Raw genomic sequence first — 26,713 nt, 5'->3', positions numbered from 1 at the left:
GATGTAGATTTAGTGAAGAAACTGACTATTTTATTTGTTGCAAGTTTCCTACTTATTCTTATGGGTTGTAATTCTAACAATGAAATGGATGAAGAACCAGAATCGGTAGATGTATCGAATCAGCAAAAGGTAGAAGTGGTGGCAGAAGACCTTGATATCCCTTGGTCAATTAATAAGCGCGATGATGTATTCTATTTATCCGAAAGAACAGGTACAATTGCTAAAATTGAAGGGGGAGAATTAACTCGTCAACCCGTAGAATTAGAGAAATCATTATCAACGGCACAAGAAGCAGGATTTCTTGGGTTTGTTTTAATTGATGATGGTACAAAAGGGATTGCATATTATACATACGAGCTCGATGGTCAACCGTTAAATCGTGTTGTCACATTATCATTGGATGATCAAAAACAGGTGTGGGTGGAAACGGATTTACTTTTAGATGAAATTCCGAGTGGTGCTTTTCATCATGGGGGTAGGCTAGCGATTGGTCCAGATGATAAATTATATGTCACTACAGGAGATGCGACAGAACCTGAACTTGCACAAGATCAAAATTCGTTAGCAGGAAAGATTTTAAGGATGAATAAAGATGGCAGTATTCCAGAAGATAATCCTTCAAAAGAATCTTATCTTTATAGCTATGGTCATCGTAATCCTCAAGGTTTGGCATGGACAGATGAAGGAGAAATGTACGCAAGTGAACATGGTCCAACAGCAAATGATGAAATTAATAAAATAACCGCACATGGGAATTATGGTTGGCCTGAAATTACGGGTACAGAGGAAAAAGAAGGGATGATTACCCCACTCGTCACCTCAGGAGATGACACAACCTGGGCACCATCAGGTATTGCTTATGCAGATAATAATCTTTATATAGCAAGTTTAAGAGGTACCGCAGTCATGCAGTTAAATTTAGAGACAAATGAAATGTCTATTTTAGTAAGTGACGTAGGTAGAGTAAGAGATGTTTATGTCGATGGGGATCATCTGTATTTTATCAGTAATAATACAGACGGCCGCGGCAATCCGGCAGAACAGGATGATCGGTTATATCGATTAAAAATCAGATAAGTAGCAAAACGATAAGTGAACAGCAGTTAATCTTCTATTCGTCTAAGATGACAGCGACCCCAACTTTATGGTAAGAATGAATGTAGATAGTTAACGAATGGAGTTGTAGAAAACATAATGTCTGACTTTCGCACAACCGTAATTATTCATAAACCAGTTGAAGAAGTTTTTTCCTATATGGTCGATATAGATAATATTCATGAGATCATGCCACTTGTAGTAAAGAGAGAAAAGATCAATGATGGGCCATTAGCTGTTGGTACAAAACTGAGAGAAACAAGAAGAGTTCGTGCTTCCGATATCACATCTGAAATCGAAGTATTAGCATATGAAACAAATAAAGTATTTGCAACGCGTTCCAATTCCAACGGTTTAATCGCAGAATACTATTATCGTTTTGATGAAGTGGATGAAGGTACACAGGTTGATTTAGAAGCTAATATTAAAACAACAGGATTTAAAATGAAGCTTTTGCGTAAATTTTTAGTGAACATGGTACATCGTGAAGATGGCTATCAATTAACGAATTTAAAAAATATGCTTGAAGGTACGAAAGAAATATCTGATGAAGATGTCTCCAAAGAAGGCGAACAGATAGAAGAAAGACCTGAAGAAAATCAAACAAAATAAGCTTTTAATAGAAAACAGAACTTCCAACGGTATATGGAGGTTCTGTTTTTTTAAAAAGTATTTATTCATCAAATTGATAGGTCCAAAAGCGTTCTTGGTTAATTCTAGCCATCACAGCAGGGTCCTGTTTCTTAAGGTTTTCTTCCATTTCCTTAATCATTAACTGTGTTTGTGAGACATGGGCTTTTAATGTATTCAATTTAATGTCAGCAACTTCTGTTACATCATGAACAACATCTGCCGCACCAATTTCTTCCTCACAATTGTTAGAAAAAGCGACGCAATATACCTTTGGACGTTTTTCTTTTGGAAGGTTTTTAACGGCATGAATAACTGCCGCTCCTGTTGCATCATGATCTGGATGCACTGCATAACCCGGGTAGAATGTTATGACCAAAGAGGGGTTTAATTCTTCTATGATTTCACCCATATGTTGTGCTAGTTTATCTTCTGGTTCAAATTCAACCGTTTTATCGCGATAACCAAGCATTCTCAAGTCAGTTATGCCCATCGCTTTAGCGGCATTTTGAAGCTCTTGTTTTCGAATATGTGGCAATGATTCTCTTGTCGCAAAAGGGGGATCGCCCATATTTCTACCCATTTCACCCAGTGTTAAGCATGCGTAAGTTACAGGTGTGCCATTTTGAATATGCTTGGCAATCGTACCAGAAACGCCAAATGCCTCATCATCTGGATGAGGAAAAATAACAAGTACTTGTCTTTCTTTTTCCATCATTCTTCCTCCTTCCGCTATTTATTCAAAGGGTGTTTCGCTAATTTCTAGAGAAACCGCTAGTTTACCTTTAAAATCATGACCAGCCATTAATAAGCGATCATGTTCATCTATTTCATAATGGGTAATGCCTTCCGCATACACCCAACCGATGTCAGTTTTTAACCCGATTCTGTAAGGTCCGTTTCCGGCGATTTTACTATGAATATATTTTAGTTTGGCATTACGAATATAGGCACCTGATGAAAAGAAAGTCTCATCAAAGTGTGAAGCGTAAGCACCGTTTGTTGTTTCAAGGTGGATATAAACGTCCTTATTTGCACGTTCATCCAAAGCCAGCTGTACTTGTTCTTTCATGACGATATCCAAATTCATTTCCCCCTTTCGAAAAGCATTTCTATATAATTTGTCAAAATGAGAATTAAGCTATCCATTTGATTCTTTTATTTTACTAAAAAAAAAGTGGTTTTGCATAATGTGTGACTCAGGGAGCAGCATGATTAGAAGAATTGATCAAGAAACAAAAAGGAGAATGCTCACTCGAGAGACATTCTCCTTAAAATGTTATTATTGTTCAACCTTCGTACGATCCGCACCAAAAGTACGGTAAGCACCGTGCATTGTTGGTCCAACATATTCATTTAGTTTGAATCCATGTGTAATGGCTGCAGTGATAAAATCTTTGGCTACATCGATTGCTTCTGTTACCGATTTGCCCTTTGCCAGTTCAGCAGTGATGGCACTTGAGAAAGTGCACCCTGCCCCATGGATGTAAGGCGTATTAATCAGTTCAGCCTGTAAGATTGTGAAATTTTCTCCATCAAATAAAAGGTCAATGGCTTTTTCAGATTGCAGCTTACTGCCACCTTTAATGATGACATATTTTGGACCAAGTGCATGAATCTTTTCCGCCGCTTTTTTCATTTCTTCAATTGTTTTGATCGGTTTCACTTGTGCAAGTTGTGATGCTTCAAAAAGATTTGGTGTCACAACGGTTGCTAAAGGAACGAGTACCTCACGAAGGGCATCTGCTGTTTCAGGATGTAGTACTTCATCTTCGCCTTTACATACCATTACTGGATCAATAACGGCAGGAACGCCACTCTCTTTAATTGTTTTGGCAGCTGTTTCAATAATTTCCACTGAACCAAGCATACCTGTTTTCATTGCATCTATGCCAACAGAAAGGATGGTTTCAATTTGAGCCTCTAATGTACTAATTTCAATTGGAAAAACATTATGATGCCAGTCGTTTTTAGGGTCCATTGTTACAATAGTAGTAAGTGCTGACATTCCGTACACACCAAGCTCTTGAAAAGTTTTCAAATCAGCTTGAATCCCCGCACCACCACTAGAATCTGATCCAGCTATAGTTAAGACTTTTTTCATAGTCATCTGACGTTTCCTCCCTGGAGTGATAGATTAGACATGCATTTTATCATCATTATAACAATTATTTTAAAAATGTATATGGTCTCTATTTTAATATAGTGAATCTGGTTATATTTTATTTATAATTGGTTGATTTTTATCAATTCGCTCGTAAAACATAATACCGTTTAGATGATCGATCTCATGTTGCATAAGAATAGAGGCAAATCCTTTAAAAGAGAGTGTGACTTCCTCACCTTTTTCATTATACGCTCTAACTTTAATTTTTTCATAACGTGGCACTTGGCCGAATACTTCACGATTAACTGATAAGCAGCCTTCTCCTTCTGGAATACAAATAATATTTGTTGAATGACTGATAATCTTCGGGTTAATCAATTGATATTCATATGATTGCCCTTTTTCATCTTCATATTTAGCAGCGAACATTCGTTTAGCAATGCCGATTTGATTGGCTGATAAGCCAGTGCCAGGGCGTAATTTGTATTTCTTAGCTAATTTCTCATCCTGACTATTTCGTAAGTATACGAGCATCGCTTGTAGCTCCGCTAAATCTTCCTCAGTTGCCGGTAACCTTAAATCCTCTATTGGTTGATGAAGAATCTCATGCTTTTCATCGACAAAATCTTTCATGGTAATTATCGTATCTTTAGAAATTTTCCTCATAGTTAAAAACCTCTTCTACATTTGTCTGTAATGACCTTGCAATTTTGAAGGCGAGCGCTAAAGTTGGGTCATATTTATCGTTTTCAATACAATTAATGGTCTGCCTACTAACGTTGCATTCCTTTGCTAATGCCTCTTGTGTTAAGCGTAGCTGTATTCTTAGCGGTTTTATCCGGTTTTTCAAATCGTAGTCCTGCCTCTCCTGTCAAAGGTTTTGGACATTGTTTAAATTAACAAACATTTTCCCGTTTGTCTATCTTTCAGTTTTATCCATTGCATAGCCGCCGGAAAATCGCTTTAATGGTATATATAGACGTGAATGGTGAAAAAGGTGGTAGTATGCAGAGTACCGGAATTATTTTAGCGGGTGGTAAGTCGAGTAGGATGGGGGAAAATAAAGCTTTGTTAGCGGTGAATGGGGAAACAGTAATCGAACGCCTAGTAAGGGAGTTGCAATCCGTAACGAATGATATTCTTATTGTAACAAATACACCAGAAGATTATCATTTCCTCCCTGTTAAAAAGGTAAGTGATCGCTACCCTAATAAAGGTCCGTTAGCTGGAATTGAGTCTGGCCTATATCATTCTACAAATGATGAAAATATTATTGTTGCTTGTGATATGCCCTTTGTTACGGCTGAAACAATGAAATGGCTTTTAAACCATCTCGAAGGCTATTCAGCAGTTATTCCTGAAGTGAATGGTCAAATTCATCCACTTCTTGCTGTCTACCATAAGAGAGTAAGGGAAATAGTAGAGAAATGTTTAGAGGCAAATGATTTGAAGCTACAGTTATTCTTAAATCAGTTAAAGGTAAAAAAAGTAACAGAAGAAGATGTAACTCGGCATCGTCTAGTTAATTTTGAACAAAGCTTCTTCAATATGAATGACCCGAGTGATTGGAGGAAAGCAATACAAATTTCTAGTAAGAATTGATAAAATAGAACTTAGATGCGAGGTGTTAAAATGAAGTTTGGAATTTCAAAAGAGCCAATCAATATACAAGAAGTAATTGATCATGTCGTACAAAGAAACGCAGGCGCTATTACGACGTTTATTGGAACAGTAAGAGAATTAACTAAAGGTAAGAAGACTTTGTTTTTAATATATGAGGCATATGAAAGTATGGCTATAAAAAAGCTTGAGCAAATTGGCACGGAAATTAGGGAGCGATGGCAAGGAGCCGAAGTAGCAATAGTGCATAGAGTAGGTAAATTAGATATAACGGACGTTGCTGTTGTGATTGCTGTCTCGACACCTCATCGTGCTGATGCTTATGAAGCAAACCGATATGCCATTGAACGTATTAAAGAAATCGTACCCATTTGGAAAAAAGAACATTGGGAAGATGGACAAGAATGGATTGGCGACCAATTGGAAAAAGTATCTTATCCTGAAGGGAAACCGGAGGCGAAACATCTAGATGAATAATGTATTGTTTTTTGCTCATTTAAAGGATGAAGTTGGTGTGGAAAGTTTACAAATAGAGGCGAAAGGTAAGAGCGTATTAGCGTTAAAACAAGAAGTACATGAAACGTATGGTTTATCATCAATTGATAGTGTCATGACAGCGATCAACGAAGAGTTTGCTGAAGATGATGATGTGATTCAAGAAGGGGATACGATTGCCTTTATTCCGCCAGTTAGTGGAGGCTAATGTAATGAATGATAGATACTCAAGGCAATTATTATTTTCTCCCATTGGTGAAAAAGGGCAATCACTCATTGGGCGTAAGCATGTCTTAATGATAGGGGCGGGGGCACTTGGTTCTGGCAATGCTGAAGTGTTAGTTCGCTCGGGTGTAGGCAAGTTAACCATCATTGACCGCGACTACGTAGAAGCAAGTAATCTCCAAAGACAACAGCTTTATACGGAAGAGGATGTAAAAGAGAAGTTGCCTAAAGCTATTGCTGCTAAGAAGAGACTAATGGCGATTAATTCAGAAGTTGAAGTGGTGGCGATGGTAGCTGATGCTGTGCCGTCTTTGTTAGAAGATCTCGTTAGTGAAGTTGATTTAATTCTTGATGCGACAGATAATTTTGAAACGCGAATGCTCTTAAATGATATATCACAAAAACATCACATTCCATGGATTTATGGTGCATGTGTCGGCAGCTTTGGAATGAGTTTAACCATTATTCCTGGTGTGACACCCTGTCTGCATTGCTTGTTGAAGAAGATTCCTATTCAAGGTATGACCTGTGATACAGGTGGAATTATAGCTCCTGCTGTGCAAATGGTTATCGCTCATCAAACCGCAGAAGCACTCAAGATATTGGTAGGTGACTTAGATGCCATTCGCACGACTTTTACAAGCTTTGACATGTGGCGAAATCAATATTCGAATATAAAGGTTGCTAAAATAAAGGATACAGGTTGCTTATCATGTGGGGAGGCACCGACCTATCCGTTTCTCCAACAAGAAAACTTAACAAAGACGACTGTACTTTGTGGAAGAGATACGGTGCAAGTGAGGCCATCGACTGTCCAGCAATTAGACTTGCAAAGGCTATCTCAACAAATGAAGGTGTCGGGCTATGACACGAAAGGGAACCCGTACCTTTTGTCAATTGATCTGAAACCAGAAAGAGTTGTAATCTTCCAAGATGGTCGGGCACTCATCCACGGAACAAAAGACCTGGCACAAGCACGCTCCATCTACCAAAAATTATTAGGTTAATAAGAACCGCATCTTCTGTTTGAAGAGCGGTTTTTCTTGTTTGCTTTTAAGGAGCCAAAAACAAACAACATGGTGGGTGTTATTGCCGATATGAACATAACATATAAGAAGTCCAATAAGTAGAGTGGGGAAACGGGAAATCTCAACCAACGCAGGTTATTTTAGATCGAAAACTGAATTGAGTGTCGAGTTAAAGCGATTTGAAGTTCGGTCAGAAGCAAACACAGAAAGGAAACAAAACGAATCTGTACACCGTATATTATTACAATTCCGTGTATACCGTCGGAGGTGGTATAAAAAAGATTGAATCATTGTCTCTCATATCGCTAACTGTGTAACGCTGTTTTCATAAAAAAATCATTAAATGAGACAACAGCGTAAATAGTATTTGATAATTTCTGTTTGATATGATAATTAAATATACAGGTTAATTTCATTTTTTACATAGTCAAAAGAGAAGGTGGTGTTTTTTTGGATCAGGTCGATAAGAAGATATTAGATTTATTAATTGAAAATGGTAGAATGTCTTATGTTGATATTGGTAAACAATTAGGTCTTTCCCGAGTAGCCGTAAGGGAAAGAGTGTCTAAACTTGTTGAAGATGGTGTGATTGAACAGTTTACAGTTGTGATTAATAGTGGCAAGGCAGGGAAAGAAGTTTCCGCTTTTTTTGAGATTGATTGTGAACCGAGTTCGTTAGTGAAAGTAGCCGAGGCGTTGGCGGAGAATGCAAGTGTTGCTAGTTGTTACCAAATGACCGGCCCCTCTACTTTACATACACATGTGTTAGTAGATAACTTTGATGCACTTGAGAGGTTTATTAACGAAGAATTATATGCCCTAGATGGCATTACGCGTGTGGAAAGTAACATATTGCTAAGAAGATTTAAAAGTCGTCGCGGGTTAAAATTGTAGTAACATTGCTTATTTTGTATCGAATGCAAGCTGCGATAATAACAATTAAGCCAATTGGAACTTCTGATTAGACATTCTGATAGATAGCGGAGGTAATCCCAAGTAGCACGTCCAACTTCGGAACAACCGAAAAGATAGCTGAACAGCACCAACCAATTTGTCCGTCTTCTGAAAAGAAAACCTCCTAACTTTGCTAGATTCCTGATCAACGAGATTTGATACCCTATTAAACTTAAATATTTTTTGAAAAACAGGTACTCGCCACTGGCGGGTCTTTTTTTTGTGTGGGACAAGAAATTGGTAAATTACCTTTTGTTTTTGAAAACGCTTTACCTATCGATAACTAAAAGATAATAAATAATTATACTTAAGTTACATAATGAACATATTTGTAAAATAATGAAAACAAAAGGAAATTGAAATAAAAAATAATTTAAAAAAATGAAAAAATATATAGAATTTTGTATATTTATGTTTTATAATCATTTTTAAATTATTTTAAACATTTAGTAATTAAAAAAAGGAAAATGATTAACAAATGATTTCGAAGGAGGGGTGAAATTGGTCGGATTTATATTCAGAAGATTTTTTCAACTTGTGATTCTACTATTTGGTATTTCCTTTCTTGTATTCTCATCCATGTATTTGGCGCCTGGTGACCCGGCATCAATGATTGGAGGGCCAACAGCATCAAAAGAAGATGTGGAGGCGATAAGAGATAATCTTGGTTTAGATGACCCTTTTCTTACACAATATGGTCGCTATGTAGTAGATCTTGTACAAGGTGATTTAGGATATTCATATCAAAACCAACAGTCTGTAGCTGAGGCGATTGGGGTAAGACTGCCAAATACGCTAAAGTTAGCAATTGCCAGTATGATTGTCGCCATTGTTATTGGTATTTTAACAGGGTTGATATCAGCTCTTAAACAAAATTCTTGGCTAGATGTAGGGTCAACAACCTTTGCTCTTGCGGGTATCTCTATACCGAACTTTTGGATGGGTGCTGTCCTTATCCTTATATTTTCCGTTAACTTACAACTACTCCCGGTCGGTGGGTTATCTTCACCATGGTATACCATTGAAGGGGTGAAGGAATTAATCTTACCTGCAATCACTTTAGGGACAGGGGCAGCTGCGATGATTGCTAGAATGACGAGATCATCTATGCTTGAAGTAGTAAGGGCAGATTATGTAAGAACAGCAAGAGCAAAAGGTGTAAAAGAACGCGAAGTTATATGGATTCATACATTAAAAAATGCGATGATTCCTGTTTTGACAGTGATTGGTGTGAACTTTGGTTCGCTATTAGGAGGGACCATTATCACTGAAAAAGTATTTGCGATTAATGGTGTAGGTAGGCTAATGATTGACGCCATAGCAGCTAGAGATTTTCCGATGGTACAAGGCTCTGTTCTTTTAGTAGCTACACTCTTTGTTGTTGTGAATTTAGTCGTTGATGTGGTTTATACATATATTGATCCAAGGATTAAATATCAGTAATGACGAAGGGAGGAAAAACTGATGCCAGAGGTTGTTCAGGCAACGAATAGTCCAGTAGCAGTAACACCGAAAAAGGATAATGAGTGGTTGTTAATTATAAAAAGGTTGCTACGAAATAAGTTAGCGGTTCTTGGGTTAATCATTATCATTCTTCAAATCGCCATGGCGTTGTTGGCACCTATTATTGCAACCCACGATCCCGTGAAGCAGGACCTATCAGCTAGTGAATTACCTGTATTTAGTGAGGGTCATTGGTTAGGCACAGACAATTATGGAAGAGATGTTTGGAGCCGAATTGTTTATGGCTCACAAATTTCTCTATTAGTAGGGATCGTAGCTGTAGTGCTCGGCCTTCTTGGTGGCGTTACGCTAGGTTTACTTGGTGGATATTACAAAAAATTAGATGGCATTATTATGAGATTTGTCGATTTATTATTTTCATTCCCAGGGATTTTACTTGCTATGCTCATTATTGCTGTACTCGGTACAAGTTTAGTAAATGTAGCTATCGCTATAAGTATTTGGTCGATACCTTCCTGTGCACGAATTGTGCGAGGGTCCGTTTTATCGATAAAGGAAAAAGAATATATTATGGCCATGAAATCGGTAGGTGCTTCAGATCTTCGTATTATGATTAAACATATATTACCAAATTGTTTTGCACCTATTATAGTTTTTGCCACAATGCGAATGGCTACGGCTATTCTTTCAACAGCTGCATTAAGCTATTTAGGCTTAGGTGCACAACCACCTACCCCTGAATGGGGATCAATGATTTCGCAAGGACAGGCTTTTATGTGGTCATCTCCACATCTAACGATTGTACCTGGGATTGCCATCATGTTAACTGTATTTGCTTTTAATGTATTAGGGGATGGATTACGAGATGCCATTGATCCTAATATGAATGTATAAAAATTGGGGGGAATTAAGAATGAGGAAAAAGTTATTAGCAATACTAGCGATATTCACATTAATGATTGTATCTGCTTGTTCAAGCGGTAATGAACCGGCAAGTGGGGAGGGTGAAGGGAACGGTAAAATCGATACATTTACATATGCTTCACTATCAGATGCAGTAGGGCTATCACCTATTATGACAAATGATAGTGCATCAGCTAATGTGACTGACCATGTGTATGAAAAGTTGTTTGATAGAAATACAGAAACAATGGAAATAGAACCTAAATTAGCTGAATCTTATGAAAATCCAGATGAGAACACTTGGCTGATTAAATTAAAAGAAGGAGTTAAGTTCCATGATGGAACAGACTTTAATGCAGAAGCTGTTAAATATACTTTTGATAAATTAAGAGATCCAGAGACAGCAGCCCCACGAGCTTCACTAATGGAGCCGGTTGAATCTATTAATGTGATTGACGATTACACAGTTGAAATCAAAACTAAATATCCATACGGTCCTTTTCTAGCGGCACTGTCACATTCTAACGCAGCCATTGTAAGCCCAACAGCTGATAAAGAGGGAGATTTAAATAAAGAGCCTGTCGGTACAGGGCCATTCAAATTTGCGAAATGGGTACCAGGGGATCAAGTCGTATTAGAAGCAAATGAAGACTATCGTGATGGCGCACCTGCGATTCAACAATTAATTTTTAAAGTTGTTCCAGAAATATCAACAGCAATCTCGATGTTACAAACAGGAGAAGTACAATTTATTGATAACCTTCCTATGGAACAGATTGAAAGAATTGAAAGTCTTAAGAATGTAACAGTTGAAAAGGTGGATGGGACACCAGAATACTATTTCACTGTGAATCATGGAAAAGAAGAATACCAAGATGCAAAATTACGTGAAGCTTTTGCTAGCGCGATTGACCGGGATGCTGTTGTTTCAAAAATGAACGGGTTAGGCATTCGCAGTGATAGTGTCATAGGGCCAAAAGTATTTGGGTACGTAGAATCTGCTGCTGAAGCAGGTACACCTTATGATTTAGAAAAGGCTAAAAGTTTAGTAGAGGAAAATGGATTTGGAGAGAAAACGTATAAGTTATTAACACCAAATAGAAGTAATTTCTTACTGATGGCTGAAATCGTTCAAGCGCAATTGTCAGAGGCCGGGTTTAACATCGAAATTGAGTCAATGGAATGGGCTTCATTCCTAGATACGGCAAGACAAGGGAACTTTGATTTAACCTTCTTAAGCTGGTCTAACTTAACGGCTGATGGCTCAGAATTATTTTATCCTAATTTCCACACTGATAATGTAGGTGCATCAAATAGAGCACAATATAGTAACGAAGCATTTGATCAATTAGTAGATGAATCGAGAACAACAACAGACCAAGATAAACGGTTAGAACTATTAGATCAAGCTAATCGCTTAATGTTAGATGACGATGCAGTCGTTATTATGTATCACTCCATCGTAACAGCTGCAATGGATCAATCTTATGAAGGTCTACTTTTAGAAGCAACTGGTAAATGGAATCTATCAGAAGTAACAAGAAAGTAGGTGCAACAATGGGAGAGGCTTTACTAGAAGTGAAAAATATGATTACAGAGTTTCGGACAGCAGACGGGTATTTACCTGCTGTCCGCGATGTTTCATTCTCGCTAAATAAGGGTGAGACATTATGTATTGTTGGCGAATCGGGCTGTGGTAAAAGTATAACTTCTCTCTCAATTATTGGATTGTTACCTAGTAACGGTAGAATTGCAAGTGGAGAAATTAAGTATGAGGGAGAGGCTATTCAAAGTCATACAGCTGAACAAATGAGACAGATTCGTGGCAACCAAATCTCGATGATATTTCAAGAACCGATGACAGCGCTGAATCCTGTATTAACGATAGGCTATCAGTTAAGAGAACCTCTAATAATTCATGAGAAATTATCTAAAAAAGAAGCCCATAAAAAGGGTATTGAACTTCTGAAAAGTGTGGGTATTCCTTATCCTGAGAAAAGAATGAGTCAATATCCACATGAATTAAGTGGAGGCATGCGTCAAAGGGTAATGATCGCGATTGCGTTGTCATGTAACCCCGGATTACTGATTGCAGATGAACCGACGACTGCGTTAGATGTGACGATTCAAGCGCAAATTCTAGATTTGATTAATGATTTAAAGCAAGAATATCATATGGGCGTAATCATGGTGACCCATGATATGGGTGTTGTTGCAGAAGTAGCTGACAGAGTAATGGTTATGTATGCAGGGAAAAAGGTAGAAGAAGGGACAGTAGAGGAGATTTTTAATCATCCAAAACATCCTTATACCGTTGGACTGTTAAATTCTGTACCAGATGTAGACAAACCTGACTTTGAACTTGAAGCTATTCCTGGTTCTTTACCTAGTTTAAATCAACAAATTCAAGGTTGCCGATTCCACGACCGTTGTAAATTTGCCATGGAAACATGTAAACAACAAGAGCCACCTGCCTTTGATTTGTCTCACTCTCATTCGGTGAGTTGTTGGCTTGAAGCAGAGGAGGTAACAAATCCATGAGTGTCGCAAATGATAATGGGAGAAAAAAGACCCTTCTTGAAATTAACCAGTTAAAGAAGTACTACCCAATCAAGGGTGGTTTGTTGCAAAGGGTACAATCTCATGTGAAAGCAGTAGAAAATGTTTCTTTTAAATTATATGAAGGTGAAAGTTTAGGTGTTGTAGGAGAGTCAGGGTGTGGAAAATCGACGTTAGGAAAAGCCATTCTAGGATTAGAAGAATTAACGGCCGGGACAGTTAAATTCAAAGAGACCGAAATACAATCATTAAGAAAAAAAGAAAAGCTTAAATTTGTGAAAGAAATGCAAATGATCTTCCAAGATCCCTTTGCTTCTTTAAATCCTAGACAAAAAATAGGTCCAGCTATAGCAGAGGTTTTTTCCATACATACATCTATGTCCAGTAAAGAAAAAAAGTTAGCGGTTTTAGATTTATTAAAAGAAGTAGGCTTAAAAGAAGAGCATTATGATCGTTTTCCTCATGAATTCAGTGGTGGACAAAGGCAGAGAATTGGGATTGCACGTGCCATCTGTTTAAATCCATCCTTTATCATTTGTGACGAGGCAGTATCTGCTCTCGACGTATCTGTCCAAGCACAGGTGTTAAAGTTATTGAAAACCTTACAGCAAAAGTATCAACTATCTTATATGTTTATTTCTCATGACTTAGGTGTTGTTCGTTATTTTTGCGATAGAGTACTAGTGATGTATTTAGGGAATACGGTTGAGGAGGGAAAGGTAGAGGATTTATATAATGCTCCTCTACATCCCTATACACAAGCATTACTTTCTGCTATTCCTAGACCCTCTATTGAAAAGAAACGAAATAGAATAAGATTACAAGGTGATTTACCGAATCCGGCAGATCCTCCTTCTGGTTGTCCCTTTCATACACGTTGCCCAATAGCGAGGACACAATGTATGGAAGAGAAGCCTCAATGGAGAGAGTACGGTGAGGAACATTATGCAGCTTGTCATTTTGCTGGGGAATCTATTTTTAAAGAAGCGAAGTGAAATTCCTTTGAAGAGCGAGGTGCTGTTAGCTAGCATCTCGTGTTTTTATTGTAGGTTAACATTTGTGTAAGAATAATCAAGATAATTAACATATTGATTTTGGAGAATTTAAAATATATTAGATTTAAATCCTGTTATTATCATTAATTTTATTCTATAATCTGTAATGTGTAATATACATTACGTAAGTTAAAATTGATTTTATATTTACAAATGTAAAAGGAGAGGTTAATTTGGATTACTTACATCACCCATTCTCGGCAAAAAGACATACAGTGTTCGCTAAAAAAGGAATGGTAGCGACTTCACAGCCTTTAGCAGCACAAGCAGGTATTGAGATATTGCAAAAAGGGGGGAATGCGATTGATGCAGCGATTGCAACAGCTGCAGCATTAACAGTCGTTGAGCCAACTTCAAATGGAATCGGTGGAGATGCCTTTGCTCTCGTTTGGGTAAAAGATCAACTTCATGGATTAAATGCTTCTGGCCCTGCACCTCAATCCATTTCTGCTGATGAGGTTAAAAAGCGTGGATTCACAAAAATGCCAACATACGGTACCATCCCTGTTACTGTACCTGGGGTACCAGCCGCATGGGCAACGTTATCGAAACGGTTCGGTAAACTATCTTTACTTGAATCATTAAAGCCAGCGATTAGATATGCAGAAGAGGGCTATCCGCTGACACCGATTCTAGGGAAGTATTGGAAAAGGGCATATACGAAGTTTAAAGAAGAATTTACGGATGAGGCTTTCGAAGGATGGTTCGAAACGTTCGCACCGGGGGGAAGAGCACCAGAAATCGGTGAATTATGGCGTTCAGAAGGGCACGCTAAAACCCTTCAAGCAATTGGAGAGTCGGAAGGTCGCTCCTTTTATGAGGGTGAATTAGCGGAACAAATGGATGCTTTTATGAAGAAACATGAAGGTTTTTTAACAAAAGAAGATCTGTGTAAATATGAGCCTGAATGGGTAAATCCTATCTCTACTCAGTACAGAGGTTACGATGTATGGGAGATTCCTCCGAATGGTCAAGGAATGGTTGCGTTGATGGCACTTAATAATTTTGAGAGATTGTCAAAGCCACAATGGCAATCAGCCCAAACGCTTCATGAACAAATTGAATCGATGAAACTTGCCTTTACCGATGGAAAAGCATTTATTACAGAGGCAGCAGATATGCCTATTGAAACAGAAGAGTTACTTTCTAAGGAGTATGCGGATAAACGCAGTCAAACAATTTCGGATATCGCTTCCAATCCGGAACCTTATGAGTTGCCGAAAGGCGGTACAGTATATTTAGCTGCTGCAGATGAAGAAGGAAATATGATTTCTTATATTCAGAGTAATTACATGGGCTTTGGCTCAGGAATTGTGATCCCAGGTACGGGCATTAGTTTACAAAATAGAGGTCATGATTTCTCATTGGATGACAATCATCCGAATTATTTAAAAGGTGGCAAACGGACTTATCATACAATCATCCCTGGCTTCTTAACAAAAGATGGTAAGGCAGTTGGTCCTTTTGGTGTAATGGGCGGCTATATGCAACCACAAGGTCATTTCCAAGTAGTAACCAATACGGTCGACTATGCCTTAAATCCGCAAGCTGCACTAGATATGCCAAGATGGCAATGGATGAAAGAAAAATCTATTTTCGTAGAACCAGAGTTTCCTAATTATATAGTGCAAGAGTTAGAAAGAAGGGGTCATCAAGTTACAATTACACCGGATGGAGGAAGCTTTGGGCGTGGGCAAATCATTTGGCGTAATCCTGAGACTGGTGTATTAATGGGTGGAACTGAATCCCGTACGGATGGTACGATTGCCGCTTGGTAGCATCAGCGAAAGAAAAACAACGAGAAGAAGCTAAGCCTCAAACACGCCAAGGCTTACGTTTACAAAAAGAATTAATGATTGGGAACTTCCGTACTGGAATGTTAGGGTTTGGCGGTGGACCATCCTCTATACCACTATTCCAGCAAGAAGCAGTAAAGAAATACAAATGGATGACAGAAGAAGAGTTTGCCGATACTTTGGCATTGGCTAACACGATGCCAGGCCCCATTGCGACAAAGATGGCCGGTTACATTGGCTACCGTGTCGGAGGAATCGTAGGAATGATTAATGCCCTTGTTTCTTCCGTTCTCCCTACTGTTATTATCCTTATAAGTCTTCTGCAAGTTTTACAAGCTTATAAAGATATTCCATGGGTAAAGCATATGTCAGCATCGATTGTCCCGGTTGTAGCTGTGATGCTGGCGCAAATGACTTGGGAATTTGTAAAGAAATCGGGCACGACGCTTGGGTGGAAGAAAGCTATTATTCTCATATTAGCGTCTTTCTTACTTACAGAAGTGACGCACTTGCATCCAGGTATTCTCATCATGATATTAATTATTTCCGTCTTTATTCCTTTTAAGAGGAAGGAGAATCCATCATGATTTATTGGGAAATCTTTTTAGCTTTCTTTATTCCAGGTATTCTTGGTTACGGTGGTGGACCTGCGACCATTCCCTTAATTGAAAATGAAGTCGTCGGTAAATATGGCTGGATGTCCACTCAAGAATTTAGTGAAGTCCTAGCGATTGGGAATTCCTTGCCAGGGCCGATTGCGACGAAAATGGCCGGTTATATCGGCTACGCAGAAGGGGGAATTTTAGGTAGTTTCGTTGCCCTCTTTGCTACAATAGCTCCTTCGATTATCTTAATGCTCGTACTGATGGCGATTTTAATGAAATATAAAGACACCCCTCAAGTCAAAAATATTTCTAAAATTGTCCGTCCAGTGATCGCTGTGTTGCTAGCCGTCATGACCTTCCAATTTCTGAAGGATTCCTTCTCTTCATTAGGGATGGTTTATTCTCTTTTGATGGTCATTGGTAGTTATTTTTTATTAGAAAAAATGAAAATGCACCCCGCCATTGTTATTAGTATCGCTTTAGCCGTAGGGGCCATTTCGGGATTGATTATCTATTAGTCTAGGTGAAAGAACGTAAGACCGAATGAAAAACTGCTTTGGTTCAACAAGTTATCACAGAGGGATATCTGCAAATGGATTCGCAGCTTCGTTCTTTAATCTGAGAAGGACGATTGCCCTGTTTGCAAGATGCTCATGCTGAAATGAATTCATCAATAGAAGGGAATATGAGAAAAATCTATTAATCTTTCATCCTTCTCTTTAATTATAAAAACCGGTAGCGATTCGCTACCGGTCATATATAGTGAAATGGGGGGAATTATATTAGACATAAAGATTAGTTTTTAGTAGAGCCGACAACAACAAGTTTACCTTGATCAAGTACTTCTTCATACCTCTCAGCTTCAACATCAGTCATACCAACTGATCTCATTTTAGAACGTAATTCATCGCCTCGGCTTTTGAAGACGTTTCCGATGGAGTCAAAAACACCTTGTTCTTTCATACCAATATCATTTGTATCTGTTGCATCTGTTAAATTTTCTGAGCGGTCTCTGTCATGTGCGAATAAGTATATATCCTTCTTAGTATAACCTTCGTTTTCAAGAGAGTTAATGATGCTAACCGCCTGTACTCCGTTTTCTACAACTTCGATTTTATACATAGTTTACATCCTCCTCTTTTTTGAAGAGTATCTTGTGTCTCTTCTTAGTGTATATATATCCGTTCTACAATAGATTAAACCTTAATGTTTATTGGTAAAAAATAGAATCATTAATTGATAGATAAAAATGTTCTTTGGAGCCTTGTGTTATGAAAGTGATTTATTTATTATTTAAATATAAAATATTTATAATTTTCTAACATAATAAGGAGATCATTTTGCGCAAAGTATTGCTCGTTTTCATGTTTTTCACTCTCTTCCCATTCACTCATGTCCTAGCAGAAGAACAAGTGTATCGAATAGGAACAGAAAAAGCGTTTCCACCATTTTCTTATCTTAATCAAAACGGGGAGCTACAAGGCTTAAGCATTGCCGTCTTAGAAAGGATAGCCGACAAAAATGATGTGAAGTTTGAGTTTATCCCTATGGATGGAAAGCAAGCTGAGGAAGCGTTAAGAAGGGGAGAAATAGATGGTGTTGCCGGGGTCACCTATAGTATAGACAAGGAGAAGTATATGGACTTTTCCACCCCTTATTTTACGATGTCGGATTCATTAGTGATACCTAGACGCTTGAAAGACGAAGTAGAGAATATAGAAGATTTGCGGGATACGCATATAGTATTAAAAGAAGATACGGCTGGATTAAATACATTAATAAACTTGCGAAATAATAACTTTACTGTGACGACTAACCAATACAACGGTTTATTTATGCTTTGGAATGGCCGCGCGGATGTTTTTATTGGCAACAAATGGACCTCATATTTTTTTTTAGATCGGTATGAGTTAGAGAAACAATATGTTGTGTTAGATATCATTTTGGATCCTGCAGATTATGCTGTAGCTGTACAAGAAGGGGACGAGGAATTTCGACAGTTCTTAGATAAAGCCATCATTGATTTAAAGGCAACAGGGGAAATGAACCAGCTGGTTGATTTTTGGACGAAAGGTGAAAATGAAGAGGAAATCACAAGGTTAAAGGATTTCATTACCATTTTATCAATATTTATGGCCATAGGTGGTTTTATTCTTATTCTCATCTATATATGGAATTATCGGTTGAAATTAGCTGTCAATGAACATACGAAAGAACTGACTCTTTTGAATGAGGATTTGCATTACCAACGGCAACGTACCGCTGATAGCAATGCTTTTAAAGATCAAATAATCAATAATATAGATGCTGGCATTATTACTTTTGATTTGAACTTTATGATGACGAGTTGCAATTCAAGGGCACTTGATATTTTAGAGTGGCCCCAACAAGAGGGGATTGAGCAGTCACCCATTTTTAAAGAAGTACGAACGCAATTCTATCATGATAGTGCCAAACAATTTGTGCTTCATCGAAACGGTCAACGGAAAATTATCTATTATTCATTGAACGAAATGTATAATTCTTTGGAAAATCAAGCAGGGTATTTGCTTACTATCAGAGATGAAACGGAAAAGGTCCAATTAGAGCAGAAGTTACTCACACAGGAAAAGCTTCATGCGCTTGGACAGTTAGTAGCCGGTGTTGCTCACGAAATAAGAAACCCATTAACATCCATTAAAACATTTATCAATTTAATTCCAAGAAAAATAGCACAAAAAGACTTTCAAGAGATGTTAGTCAAACATTTACCAAGAGAAGTTGACCGGCTAAATCAGATTGTCACCGATCTTATTGATTATGCGAGACCAAGTACCCCACGTATTCAGCCATGTTCTGCATCTGAGTTAACTACTATGCTGACATTCTTACATGTAACGATGAAGGATGAGCACATTGACTTTCAATTAAAAGTACCAGATGGGTTAGTTTTTTATATTGATCCGCAGCAAATTAGACAAGTACTTTTGAACATTTTACTGAATGGGGTGGATGCAGTAAAGAATGTTACTGGGAAGCGTATAGAGTTAGAAATGTATCATCTAGATGGAGAATGCGGGGAAATTTCAATTAAAGATAATGGTGAAGGGATGAGTGTGGAGCAACAACATCATATTTTTGATCCGTTTTATACGACAAAAGCAAAAGGAGTCGGTCTAGGGCTTACACTTTCTTATCATTTAGTACAAGAAAACAATGGGGACATTAGCGTAACAAGTACGAAAGAAGAAGGGACACGGTTCGTTATTACTTTACCTATTTATCGAGAGGAGGATTCGCTCAATGAAGCCAGGTCTACTCGTCATTGATGATGAAGCTGCGATTTGTATGTCAATAAAGTTTGCCTTAGAAGATGATTATCAAGTATATACAACCATAGACCCAAAGGAAGGGATAGAGTGGGTGAAGAGTAAACGAATCGATATCGTCTTATTAGACTTAAGAATGGGGGCTGTTAGCGGTCTAGATATTTTAAAGAAAGTGAGGGAAATACGTTCGGAGCTCACGGCCATTATGATGACAGCTTTTGCTAGCATTGAGACATCGATTGAGGCAATTAAACAAGGTGCCTATTATTATATTGAAAAGCCGATTGATATGGATAAATTATCTGTATTAATCATGCGCGCACTGCAATATAAACAAGTCTCAAATCGCCTGGAGTCAAAAGATAAACAACTGGAAGCACGTGCGTTTTTAGGGACAAGCAAGGCGATGCAACAAGTATTCTCAATGATTGATCGCATTAAGGACATCGATTCAAGCGTACTTATTACGGGAGAAAGTGGAACAGGCAAAGAATTAGTTGCGAGGGAAATTCATTTTTCTGGTAGAAGGTATCAAGGTCCATTAGAGATTGTCAATTGTGCGGCTATTCCTGATAATTTACTAGAATCAGAGCTGTTTGGTTACGAAAAAGGAGCCTTTACAGGAGCCACTCAATCGAAGGATGGCAAATGTGTTGCAGCTAACGGCGGGACATTATTTCTAGATGAAATGAGTGAATTGCCTTTGTCTCTACAAGCAAAGCTTTTACGAGTCATCCAAGAGCGTGAAGTCACACCACTTGGATCTAATAAGAAAAAGCAACTCGACATCCGTATTATTAGTGCAGCCAACAAAAATATCGCGCAAATGGTCAAAAACGGTGAGTTCCGCGAAGATTTATACTTTCGCTTAAATGTGATTCCTATTCATATGCCACCGCTTAGACAAAGAAAGGAAGATATCCCGCTACTCATCAATCATTTGATTCAAAAATTTAATCAATCAATGAACAAACAAAAAGAGGGTCTGACACCGAAAGCGATGGAAGTGCTTCTCCATTATCCGTATGCAGGGAATGTCAGAGAACTTGGCAATATAATCGAGTATGCTGTGGCGTTATCAATGGACCGATTAATCGACGTGTTAGATTTGCCCCATTTCGTCCAAGGTCATGCCGAACATCCGATGAATGAGGATGAAATGATTCAATTACCACTTGGTATCCCGATGAAGGAGGTAGAGAAGCGAGTTATTACTGCTACCCTTAAGCACTATAAAGATCATAGGCAAAAAACCGCTCATTCCTTGCAGATTTCGGAGAGGAGTTTGCGGGATAAGTTGAAGAATTATAAGAAATAAAAGAACCGGCAATATTTTCTGCCTCATACGGAAATAATTGCCGGTTTTCCTTTCGATAAAATTGTAAGCGTATACATAAAACAATATTATGAATTTTGGCACAACATTTGCATTAATAAAACTAAGGAGGATGTTAGTAGGGATGAAGTCATTTTTGTGGGTGGCAATTATTTTTCTGTTAAGCGGTTGTTCGAATACTCATTCCGAGATCCGGTCTTCTTATGATCCATATAAGGCTCCATCAGAAGAACTAGCGGTTGGGAAAAAGTCAATCGTGCTGGCAACAGGTGATGTATCAGGTGTGTATTATCCGCTAGGTACGGGGTTAATGACGATTTTAGAAGAATATAATAAGGCTGCTTTTGGTACAAGAGTGACAAATGCTTCGATTCAAAATGCGAAGCTCGTAAGTAGTAATGAGGTAGAGCTTGGGATATCGATGGCTGATGTATTGTATTCTGATGAACTATCACAAAAACATTTAAATGTATTAACCAATCTCTATCGCAACTATATGCAAATCGTAACATCAGATCCATCCATTGAATCCTTATCTGACTTAAAAGGTAAGCGAGTCAGTTTAGGTGCAGAAGGAAGTGGCACAAGATTTACGGCAGAAAGGCTATTAGACGCAGCAGGGCTTAGTCAAGAGACAATGGACATTTCGTATTTATCCTTTACCCAATCGGCTGCGGGTATGAACAATGGTACCATTGACGTTGCCTTCCTCTCTTCCGGATTACCTAATCCAGTTATCGAACAATTGCTAGAGGAGGAGAATCTTACGTTAGTTAAGGTAGATGAGGAAACAAGTAAGCGCTTAAATCAGCAATACGAGGGTTATGAGTGGCAAGAAATTCCGAGCTATACATATGAGGGAATAACGGAGCCGACACCGACAGTTACAGTACAAAACGTGCTGTATGCGAATGAAGAATTATCTAATGAGCTGGCTTATCACATTTTAAAAGGTATCTATGAGCACTTAGATGAATGGGCCGTCTATCATCCAGCCGTAGCAAATATGACGGTTGAAGAAGCAGCAACTAATATCGCGATTCCGCTTCATCCAGGTGCCAAACAATATATAAACGAAGTAGGGGGAAAGTAAAATGAAAAAAATCATTACGGCATTATCTATTTTTATGTTGCTATGTCTAGCTGCTTGTGGGGCGCCAACACCACAAAAATCCGGTGAACAAGCAAGTTCAGAAGGCGGAGGCTCAGATAGTAAGTCAATTACGGTAGCGGGTAATGGTGGCGTTATTGAACAAACGATAAGAGATGTAATCGCACCGAAATTTGAAGAAGAAACCGGTATTAAAGTGAATTATATCCCAGGATTATCAGGAGAGATTCTTTCTAAAGTAGAGTTACAAAAGAATGCGCCACATATTGATATCGCTTTCTTTGTACCAACTGATGTTTATCGGGCGAATGAAAAAGATTTAACTGAGACATTAAGTGAAGAGAATGTACCGAACTTCTCCAATGTCATTGATGATTTCGTATCTGTTGAGGGTGCGGGGGCACCAGTTTTTGGCTTAGCTATTGCCCCAGCATATAATACGGAATCATTCGAAAAAAATGGTTGGGGACCAATTGAATCTTGGAATGACCTTGTATCCGGAGATTATGAAGGAAAAACCGCATTTGTTGATATCACAAATGACTGGGGATTTAATACATTAAACGCGTTAGCAATAGCAAATGGTGGGAGTACAGATAACGTTAATCCTGGTATAGAAAAAGCGAAGGAATTGGCAGGTTACTCAACCACTTTCTATAAAAACTCAACACAGGTGATGCCAGCGATTCAACAAGGTGCTGCTGACCTATCTGTTTTAGGTTCTTATGTAATTAGTGATTTAGCTGAATCAGGTATACCAATTAAAATGGCGATACCAAAAGAAGGTGTTCCACTACAAGCCTTTAGTGCAACTTTAGTGAAGAACACACCAAAAGAAGAGCAAGCTCTCCAATTTATTGATTATCTTGTGAGTGAGGAAGCACAATCGTTAATTGCAGAGGAAGGGTTCTATCCAATTGCTGAAGGAGTAGAACTACCTGAAAAATATCAAGAATCTATTGGGATAGCAGAGGATGATCCAACATTTAAGCCAGATGTCCCTCAATTCGCGGAAATTAGAGCGGAATGGTCAGATCGTTGGAATAAAGAAGTCGTTCCTGAAATTGGCAAACTACTAGAATAATAGAAGAGGAGGCATAATGAGATGACGACAGCGATAAGCGACGTAGAAATTAAGGGAGCTATAAAAAAATTCGGATCAAATATTGTTCTTAATTCCATCGATTTAGAAGTAAGGCAGGGTGAGCTTCTCACCTTGCTTGGCCCTTCTGGATGCGGAAAATCGACCACTTTAAATTTAATTGCGGGTTTTCTTGAGGCAGACCAAGGAGATGTGTTTATTAAAGGAAAAAAGGTGACAAAGGTGCCTCCATATAAAAGAGATTTGGGTATGGTTTTCCAAACGTATTCTCTTTTTCCACATATGACGGTTTATGACAACTTAAGCTTTGGTTTAAAATTAAGAAAAATTTCCAAGTCAGAACAAAAAAAGAAAATCGATCGTGTTCTTGAACTTGTAAAGTTATCAGGGTTAGAACATCGCTATCCCCGGGAACTTTCAGGCGGACAAAGACAGAGAGTAGCCATCGCCAGAGCGTTGGTTGTTGAACCGGAATTATTATTATTAGATGAGCCATTATCGAACCTTGATGCGAAGTTAAGGCATGAGCTTCGCTTAGAAATCAAAAGGTTACAAAAAGAAATCGGTGTAACGACTATCTTTGTTACCCATGATCAGGAAGAAGCACTATCGCTTTCCGATCGTGTCGTAGTAATGAATGCAGGTAAGATTGAACAAATTAGTACACCGACATCCATCTACAAACATCCAAAAACAGAATTTGTTTTTCAATTTATCGGTAAATCTAACTCATTTGAAGGTATTGTTACATCAACAGATCAAAAGCGGATTATGGTTCAAGCGGGTCAAGAAGTCACATCAGTAAGTTGGGATAATGTGATTGGAGAGAATCGCACGTTCCAAAAAGGGGATGAAGTAAAATTATACATTCGCCCAGAAAACATTCATATTTCTGAGTCACAAGAGGCTGTTGATGGATATGAACTACATCCTGCGAAAATCACACAACTGAATTACTTAGGGACTTCTTGGGAAATAGATGTCGCATTTATGGGGAAATCTCTGCAAATATTAACAAATGAGTACCGTTCATCATGGAAAGAGGGAAGCGAGGTGTTTGTAGGATGGAAGCCGCAAGAGCTCAAAATCATCAGAAAAGAGTAGCACCTGAGGGACAACCGCCGCAACAAGAGAGGCGCGTGAAAAAACGGAAGCCATGGGCACCTGGCTTGTTGTTATTAACACCGATTCTCTTGTTCTTATTCGGATTTTTTGTTGTACCGATGTTATATATTTTGTACTTAAGCTTTATTTCAACTGATAGCTTAAGTGGTGAAGGAGCTAGTTACAGTTTATCAAATTATATCACGCTCTTTACGGATAGCTATTATTTAAACTCTTTATGGATTACGGTTAAGATTAGCTTATTATCTAGTCTGGTTGCGCTCGTATTGGGTTATCCGATCGCTTTAACGATGGCAAAGGCTTCTGCAAAAATGCGCGCACTTATTACACTACTGATTGCTTCACCTCTTTTGGTTAGTATTGTTGTTCGTAACTTTGGCTGGTATTTATTACTTCTACCTAATGGGACCGTTAATACACTATTAATGGATATGGGTCTAATTAGCAAGCCTATGAATCTATTGTTTTCAGAGGTTGGTGTCATTATAGGTCTTTCAAATGCCTATTTACCATTTATGGTACTAGCTATAGTCACAAGCTTATACAATATTGACCCATCATTAGAGAAGGCATCGGCCATCTTAGGTGCAAGTCCATTAAGGAACTTCCTTTCGATTACATTACCACTGAGCTTACCAGGTATTGTCTCTGGTTGCGTTTTAGTCTTTAGCTTATCGATGAGTGCCTACGTAACACCGGCACTTATGGGTGGAGCGAATGTGCCTGTGATGCCAGTTGTTGTATACGACCAAATTAATAATCTCCTGCAATGGACATTTGGATCGGCATTATCATACGTTTTGCTTGGGACAACGCTTCTATCAGTCTTTTTATTTACTCGAGGGTTTGAGAAGAGTAAATTCAAGGAGGTGTTCCGTTAATGAATGCCATTGGGAAATTACGCGGAGCATTGGCTGTTATTGGGATTATCTACATCTTGATACCACTAATCGCTGTCATCCCTGCATCGTTCACAAAAGCAAGCTATCCAAGCTTTCCGCCAGAAGGGTTTTCGTTTCAATGGTATACGAAAATCTTGGAAAGGCCTGAATTTATTGACGCCTTTATGAATAGTTTGCAATTTGCAGTGCTTGCAGCACTATTTGCCGTTATATTCGGCACACTAGGTGCGCTAGCTATTGCCAAGTATGATATTCCCGGAAAGTCAGCGATTACATCCTTTTTAACGGCGCCACTTAGTGTACCTCAGCTTGTATTAGGGATAGCATTATTAATTTACTTCACACCATTAATGCTTGCGGGTACGTCAATAGGATTCCTGATTTCACATATTATCATTTGTATTCCATACGTGATTCGTTTAGTGTTAACTGGCTTAAGCGGTTTTGATTATAATTTAGAAAAAGCGGGGGCAATTTTAGGCGCCAATCCATGGACGGTCTTCTGGAAAATCACGCTCCCATTAATCCGACCTGCAATTATCTCCGGTGGCCTTTTCGCTTTCTTAACCTCCTTTGATAATGTAACGGTCTCACTCTTTATGATCTCTCCTGAAACACGCACTTTACCAATTGAAATATTCTCTACCATGCAAGATGCTTATAATCCAATTGTTGCCTCTGTATCCAGTGTTGTCATATTCATCTCCGTGATTCTCATCGTCATCTTAGAAAAAATCCACGGTGTCGGAAAAGTTTTTGGTGGGGGCCATCATTAATTATTTCTTTAGTCAGGATTAGCGCGCACATTGATATGTGCGTGCTTTTGCTCGTTCATAACAACAATAGCAGGAATAAACAAAGCGTGTCTTGAAAGTTAGACTAATCAATAGTAAGGGTGAATATAAATGAGAAGATTAAAAGAGATTTATAGATATATGTTATTTCGGCTGTTTGGGAGAAAGTCTAGAAAAGTAGGATGGGCATTATTTGCTCCATTAAAGATATTCCCTGAATATATAGTTGATACGGAAAATGGCCAAGTGACTGGGTTAGTCATGTATGATGAGAAGGTTTACTTGACCGTTGTTGTAGATGTTCTGAACGAAAAAACTTCCGTAAAAGGAAGCCTTAGAAGAATCCATAAATTTACGAAACCTTTTAAAAAGCACAACTATATAGAAATGATTGAAGAAGAAGCTAAATTTTTGCTTGAAGATAAATGCCCAAATGAGTAATCTCCTCAGGAGGTCTAGAGTAAAGCGGGAGAGTGGAAATAATTGTATAATAAGATAA

General features: G+C 38.3%; 29 protein-coding genes. 23 read left to right on the top strand and 6 right to left on the bottom strand.

Going from position 1 to position 26,713, the window contains the following annotated elements; genetic code table 11:
* Positions 1-12: 12 nt before the first annotated feature.
* Positions 13-1,077: a PQQ-dependent sugar dehydrogenase gene (locus MHI57_RS14180; protein WP_340976930.1), complete on the top strand. Its 1,065-nt coding sequence runs from the start codon at positions 13-15 to the stop codon at positions 1,075-1,077.
* A gap of 117 nt (positions 1,078-1,194) precedes the next feature.
* On the top strand, positions 1,195-1,707 hold the full coding sequence (locus tag MHI57_RS14175) for an SRPBCC family protein (RefSeq protein WP_095371476.1): 513 nt from the start codon (positions 1,195-1,197) through the stop codon (positions 1,705-1,707).
* 61 nt (positions 1,708-1,768) lie between these two features.
* Here MHI57_RS14175 and bshB2 read toward each other — a convergent pair whose 3' ends face one another.
* From bshB2 to MHI57_RS14150, 5 genes are all read right to left on the bottom strand, one after another.
* A complete protein-coding gene (gene bshB2, locus MHI57_RS14170; protein ID WP_095371477.1) occupies positions 1,769-2,440 on the bottom strand; it encodes a bacillithiol biosynthesis deacetylase BshB2 in 672 nt (223 codons plus the stop codon).
* A 21-nt stretch (positions 2,441-2,461) separates the two neighbouring features.
* Positions 2,462-2,815, bottom strand: coding sequence for a YojF family protein (locus tag MHI57_RS14165; RefSeq protein WP_370873353.1), 354 nt, complete (start codon positions 2,813-2,815; stop codon positions 2,462-2,464).
* A 192-nt stretch (positions 2,816-3,007) separates the two neighbouring features.
* Entirely contained in the window at positions 3,008-3,835 is an 828-nt protein-coding gene (pdxK, locus tag MHI57_RS14160) for a pyridoxine/pyridoxal/pyridoxamine kinase (protein WP_095371479.1), read from the bottom strand.
* Positions 3,836-3,940: 105 nt separating this feature from the next.
* Entirely contained in the window at positions 3,941-4,498 is a 558-nt protein-coding gene (gene def / locus MHI57_RS14155; RefSeq protein ID WP_307316458.1) for a peptide deformylase, read from the bottom strand.
* On the bottom strand, positions 4,482-4,682 hold the full coding sequence (locus tag MHI57_RS14150) for a helix-turn-helix transcriptional regulator (RefSeq protein WP_095371481.1): 201 nt from the start codon (positions 4,680-4,682) through the stop codon (positions 4,482-4,484). The genes def and MHI57_RS14150 overlap by 17 nt, the downstream gene beginning before the upstream one ends.
* Positions 4,683-4,798: 116 nt before the next feature.
* On the opposite strand from MHI57_RS14150, the gene mobA reads away from it, so the two are divergent.
* The 13 genes from mobA to MHI57_RS14085 all read left to right on the top strand — a co-directional run bounded on the left by mobA (position 4,799) and on the right by MHI57_RS14085 (position 17,054).
* Positions 4,799-5,434, top strand: coding sequence for a molybdenum cofactor guanylyltransferase (gene mobA / locus MHI57_RS14145; RefSeq protein ID WP_095371482.1), 636 nt, complete (start codon positions 4,799-4,801; stop codon positions 5,432-5,434).
* Between the two features lie 30 nt (positions 5,435-5,464).
* Positions 5,465-5,929: a molybdenum cofactor biosynthesis protein MoaE gene (locus MHI57_RS14140; protein WP_095371483.1), complete on the top strand. Its 465-nt coding sequence runs from the start codon at positions 5,465-5,467 to the stop codon at positions 5,927-5,929.
* Positions 5,922-6,155, top strand: a complete 234-nt coding sequence (gene moaD / locus MHI57_RS14135; protein WP_095371484.1) for a molybdopterin converting factor subunit 1 — start codon at positions 5,922-5,924, stop codon at positions 6,153-6,155. Before MHI57_RS14140 ends, moaD begins: the two co-directional genes overlap by 8 nt.
* A 4-nt stretch (positions 6,156-6,159) precedes the next feature.
* Complete coding sequence (locus MHI57_RS14130; RefSeq protein WP_095371485.1) at positions 6,160-7,179, top strand: thiazole biosynthesis adenylyltransferase ThiF; 1,020 nt, start codon at positions 6,160-6,162, stop codon at positions 7,177-7,179.
* Between the two features lie 471 nt (positions 7,180-7,650).
* The gene (locus tag MHI57_RS14125; RefSeq protein ID WP_224936847.1) at positions 7,651-8,094 is read left to right on the top strand and encodes an Lrp/AsnC family transcriptional regulator; all 444 of its coding nucleotides are present in this window, start codon (positions 7,651-7,653) and stop codon (positions 8,092-8,094) included.
* A 561-nt stretch (positions 8,095-8,655) separates the two neighbouring features.
* Complete coding sequence (gene nikB / locus MHI57_RS14120) at positions 8,656-9,597, top strand: nickel ABC transporter permease (protein ID WP_095371486.1); 942 nt, start codon at positions 8,656-8,658, stop codon at positions 9,595-9,597.
* A gap of 21 nt (positions 9,598-9,618) precedes the next feature.
* Positions 9,619-10,512, top strand: a complete 894-nt coding sequence (locus MHI57_RS14115; RefSeq protein ID WP_095371487.1) for an ABC transporter permease — start codon at positions 9,619-9,621, stop codon at positions 10,510-10,512.
* A 19-nt stretch (positions 10,513-10,531) separates the two neighbouring features.
* Complete coding sequence (locus tag MHI57_RS14110; RefSeq protein WP_095373577.1) at positions 10,532-12,070, top strand: ABC transporter substrate-binding protein; 1,539 nt, start codon at positions 10,532-10,534, stop codon at positions 12,068-12,070.
* A gap of 8 nt (positions 12,071-12,078) precedes the next feature.
* A complete protein-coding gene (locus tag MHI57_RS14105; RefSeq protein WP_328198408.1) occupies positions 12,079-13,062 on the top strand; it encodes an ABC transporter ATP-binding protein in 984 nt (327 codons plus the stop codon).
* Positions 13,059-14,075: an ABC transporter ATP-binding protein gene (locus tag MHI57_RS14100; protein WP_095371488.1), complete on the top strand. Its 1,017-nt coding sequence runs from the start codon at positions 13,059-13,061 to the stop codon at positions 14,073-14,075. The genes MHI57_RS14105 and MHI57_RS14100 overlap by 4 nt, the downstream gene beginning before the upstream one ends.
* Before the next feature lie 233 nt (positions 14,076-14,308).
* On the top strand, positions 14,309-15,913 hold the full coding sequence (locus MHI57_RS14095) for a gamma-glutamyltransferase family protein (RefSeq protein WP_307316474.1): 1,605 nt from the start codon (positions 14,309-14,311) through the stop codon (positions 15,911-15,913).
* Positions 15,914-15,987: 74 nt separating this feature from the next.
* Entirely contained in the window at positions 15,988-16,518 is a 531-nt protein-coding gene (locus tag MHI57_RS14090) for a chromate transporter (protein ID WP_095373579.1), read from the top strand.
* Positions 16,515-17,054: a chromate transporter gene (locus MHI57_RS14085; protein WP_095371490.1), complete on the top strand. Its 540-nt coding sequence runs from the start codon at positions 16,515-16,517 to the stop codon at positions 17,052-17,054. Before MHI57_RS14090 ends, MHI57_RS14085 begins: the two co-directional genes overlap by 4 nt.
* 277 nt (positions 17,055-17,331) lie before the next feature.
* Here the strand turns inward: MHI57_RS14085 and MHI57_RS14080 are convergent, their stop codons facing one another.
* Entirely contained in the window at positions 17,332-17,658 is a 327-nt protein-coding gene (locus tag MHI57_RS14080) for a general stress protein (RefSeq protein ID WP_095371491.1), read from the bottom strand.
* A 218-nt stretch (positions 17,659-17,876) separates the two neighbouring features.
* On the opposite strand from MHI57_RS14080, the gene MHI57_RS14075 reads away from it, so the two are divergent.
* From MHI57_RS14075 to MHI57_RS14040, 8 genes are all read left to right on the top strand, one after another.
* Positions 17,877-19,844 (top strand): transporter substrate-binding domain-containing protein, encoded by a 1,968-nt coding sequence (locus MHI57_RS14075; RefSeq protein WP_340976919.1) that lies wholly within the window; start codon positions 17,877-17,879, stop codon positions 19,842-19,844.
* On the top strand, positions 19,819-21,162 hold the full coding sequence (locus MHI57_RS14070; RefSeq protein WP_095371493.1) for a sigma-54-dependent transcriptional regulator: 1,344 nt from the start codon (positions 19,819-19,821) through the stop codon (positions 21,160-21,162). Before MHI57_RS14075 ends, MHI57_RS14070 begins: the two co-directional genes overlap by 26 nt.
* Positions 21,163-21,304: 142 nt before the next feature.
* Positions 21,305-22,273: a TAXI family TRAP transporter solute-binding subunit gene (locus MHI57_RS14065; protein ID WP_157733854.1), complete on the top strand. Its 969-nt coding sequence runs from the start codon at positions 21,305-21,307 to the stop codon at positions 22,271-22,273.
* Position 22,274: 1 nt separating this feature from the next.
* On the top strand, positions 22,275-23,375 hold the full coding sequence (locus tag MHI57_RS14060; protein WP_095371495.1) for an ABC transporter substrate-binding protein: 1,101 nt from the start codon (positions 22,275-22,277) through the stop codon (positions 23,373-23,375).
* A gap of 21 nt (positions 23,376-23,396) precedes the next feature.
* The gene (locus MHI57_RS14055) at positions 23,397-24,497 is read left to right on the top strand and encodes an ABC transporter ATP-binding protein (RefSeq protein ID WP_095371496.1); all 1,101 of its coding nucleotides are present in this window, start codon (positions 23,397-23,399) and stop codon (positions 24,495-24,497) included.
* Complete coding sequence (locus MHI57_RS14050; RefSeq protein ID WP_095371497.1) at positions 24,458-25,399, top strand: ABC transporter permease; 942 nt, start codon at positions 24,458-24,460, stop codon at positions 25,397-25,399. The genes MHI57_RS14055 and MHI57_RS14050 overlap by 40 nt, the downstream gene beginning before the upstream one ends.
* Entirely contained in the window at positions 25,399-26,196 is a 798-nt protein-coding gene (locus MHI57_RS14045) for an ABC transporter permease (protein WP_095371498.1), read from the top strand. The genes MHI57_RS14050 and MHI57_RS14045 overlap by 1 nt, the downstream gene beginning before the upstream one ends.
* Before the next feature lie 129 nt (positions 26,197-26,325).
* Positions 26,326-26,655 carry a hypothetical protein gene (locus tag MHI57_RS14040; RefSeq protein ID WP_095371499.1) on the top strand — a complete coding sequence of 110 codons (330 nt, stop codon included), beginning with the start codon at positions 26,326-26,328 and terminating at the stop codon, positions 26,653-26,655.
* Positions 26,656-26,713: the final 58 nt, after the last annotated feature.

Origin of the sequence: Cytobacillus sp. FSL K6-0129, from assembly GCF_038007625.1 — a bacterium.
Taxonomy (GTDB): domain Bacteria; phylum Bacillota; class Bacilli; order Bacillales; family Cytobacillaceae; genus Cytobacillus; species Cytobacillus kochii.
The sequence above is the reverse complement of the archived record's forward strand: the minus strand, read 5'-3'. Positions and strand labels throughout refer to the sequence as shown.

Coding starts and splice junctions, on each gene's coding strand:
- MHI57_RS14175 (WP_095371476.1), top strand. CDS start 1,195: ATGTCTGACTTTCGCACAACCGTAATTATTCATAAACCAGTTGAAGAA.
- bshB2 (WP_095371477.1), bottom strand. CDS start 2,440: ATGGAAAAAGAAAGACAAGTACTTGTTATTTTTCCTCATCCAGATGAT.
- MHI57_RS14165 (WP_370873353.1), bottom strand. CDS start 2,815: ATGAATTTGGATATCGTCATGAAAGAACAAGTACAGCTGGCTTTGGAT.
- pdxK (WP_095371479.1), bottom strand. CDS start 3,835: ATGACTATGAAAAAAGTCTTAACTATAGCTGGATCAGATTCTAGTGGT.
- def (WP_307316458.1), bottom strand. CDS start 4,498: ATGAGGAAAATTTCTAAAGATACGATAATTACCATGAAAGATTTTGTC.
- mobA (WP_095371482.1), top strand. CDS start 4,799: ATGGTATATATAGACGTGAATGGTGAAAAAGGTGGTAGTATGCAGAGT.
- MHI57_RS14140 (WP_095371483.1), top strand. CDS start 5,465: ATGAAGTTTGGAATTTCAAAAGAGCCAATCAATATACAAGAAGTAATT.
- moaD (WP_095371484.1), top strand. CDS start 5,922: ATGAATAATGTATTGTTTTTTGCTCATTTAAAGGATGAAGTTGGTGTG.
- MHI57_RS14130 (WP_095371485.1), top strand. CDS start 6,160: ATGAATGATAGATACTCAAGGCAATTATTATTTTCTCCCATTGGTGAA.
- MHI57_RS14115 (WP_095371487.1), top strand. CDS start 9,619: ATGCCAGAGGTTGTTCAGGCAACGAATAGTCCAGTAGCAGTAACACCG.
- MHI57_RS14110 (WP_095373577.1), top strand. CDS start 10,532: ATGAGGAAAAAGTTATTAGCAATACTAGCGATATTCACATTAATGATT.
- MHI57_RS14105 (WP_328198408.1), top strand. CDS start 12,079: ATGGGAGAGGCTTTACTAGAAGTGAAAAATATGATTACAGAGTTTCGG.
- MHI57_RS14100 (WP_095371488.1), top strand. CDS start 13,059: ATGAGTGTCGCAAATGATAATGGGAGAAAAAAGACCCTTCTTGAAATT.
- MHI57_RS14090 (WP_095373579.1), top strand. CDS start 15,988: ATGATTGGGAACTTCCGTACTGGAATGTTAGGGTTTGGCGGTGGACCA.
- MHI57_RS14085 (WP_095371490.1), top strand. CDS start 16,515: ATGATTTATTGGGAAATCTTTTTAGCTTTCTTTATTCCAGGTATTCTT.
- MHI57_RS14080 (WP_095371491.1), bottom strand. CDS start 17,658: ATGTATAAAATCGAAGTTGTAGAAAACGGAGTACAGGCGGTTAGCATC.
- MHI57_RS14070 (WP_095371493.1), top strand. CDS start 19,819: ATGAAGCCAGGTCTACTCGTCATTGATGATGAAGCTGCGATTTGTATG.
- MHI57_RS14065 (WP_157733854.1), top strand. CDS start 21,305: ATGAAGTCATTTTTGTGGGTGGCAATTATTTTTCTGTTAAGCGGTTGT.
- MHI57_RS14060 (WP_095371495.1), top strand. CDS start 22,275: ATGAAAAAAATCATTACGGCATTATCTATTTTTATGTTGCTATGTCTA.
- MHI57_RS14055 (WP_095371496.1), top strand. CDS start 23,397: ATGACGACAGCGATAAGCGACGTAGAAATTAAGGGAGCTATAAAAAAA.
- MHI57_RS14050 (WP_095371497.1), top strand. CDS start 24,458: ATGGAAGCCGCAAGAGCTCAAAATCATCAGAAAAGAGTAGCACCTGAG.
- MHI57_RS14045 (WP_095371498.1), top strand. CDS start 25,399: ATGAATGCCATTGGGAAATTACGCGGAGCATTGGCTGTTATTGGGATT.
- MHI57_RS14040 (WP_095371499.1), top strand. CDS start 26,326: ATGAGAAGATTAAAAGAGATTTATAGATATATGTTATTTCGGCTGTTT.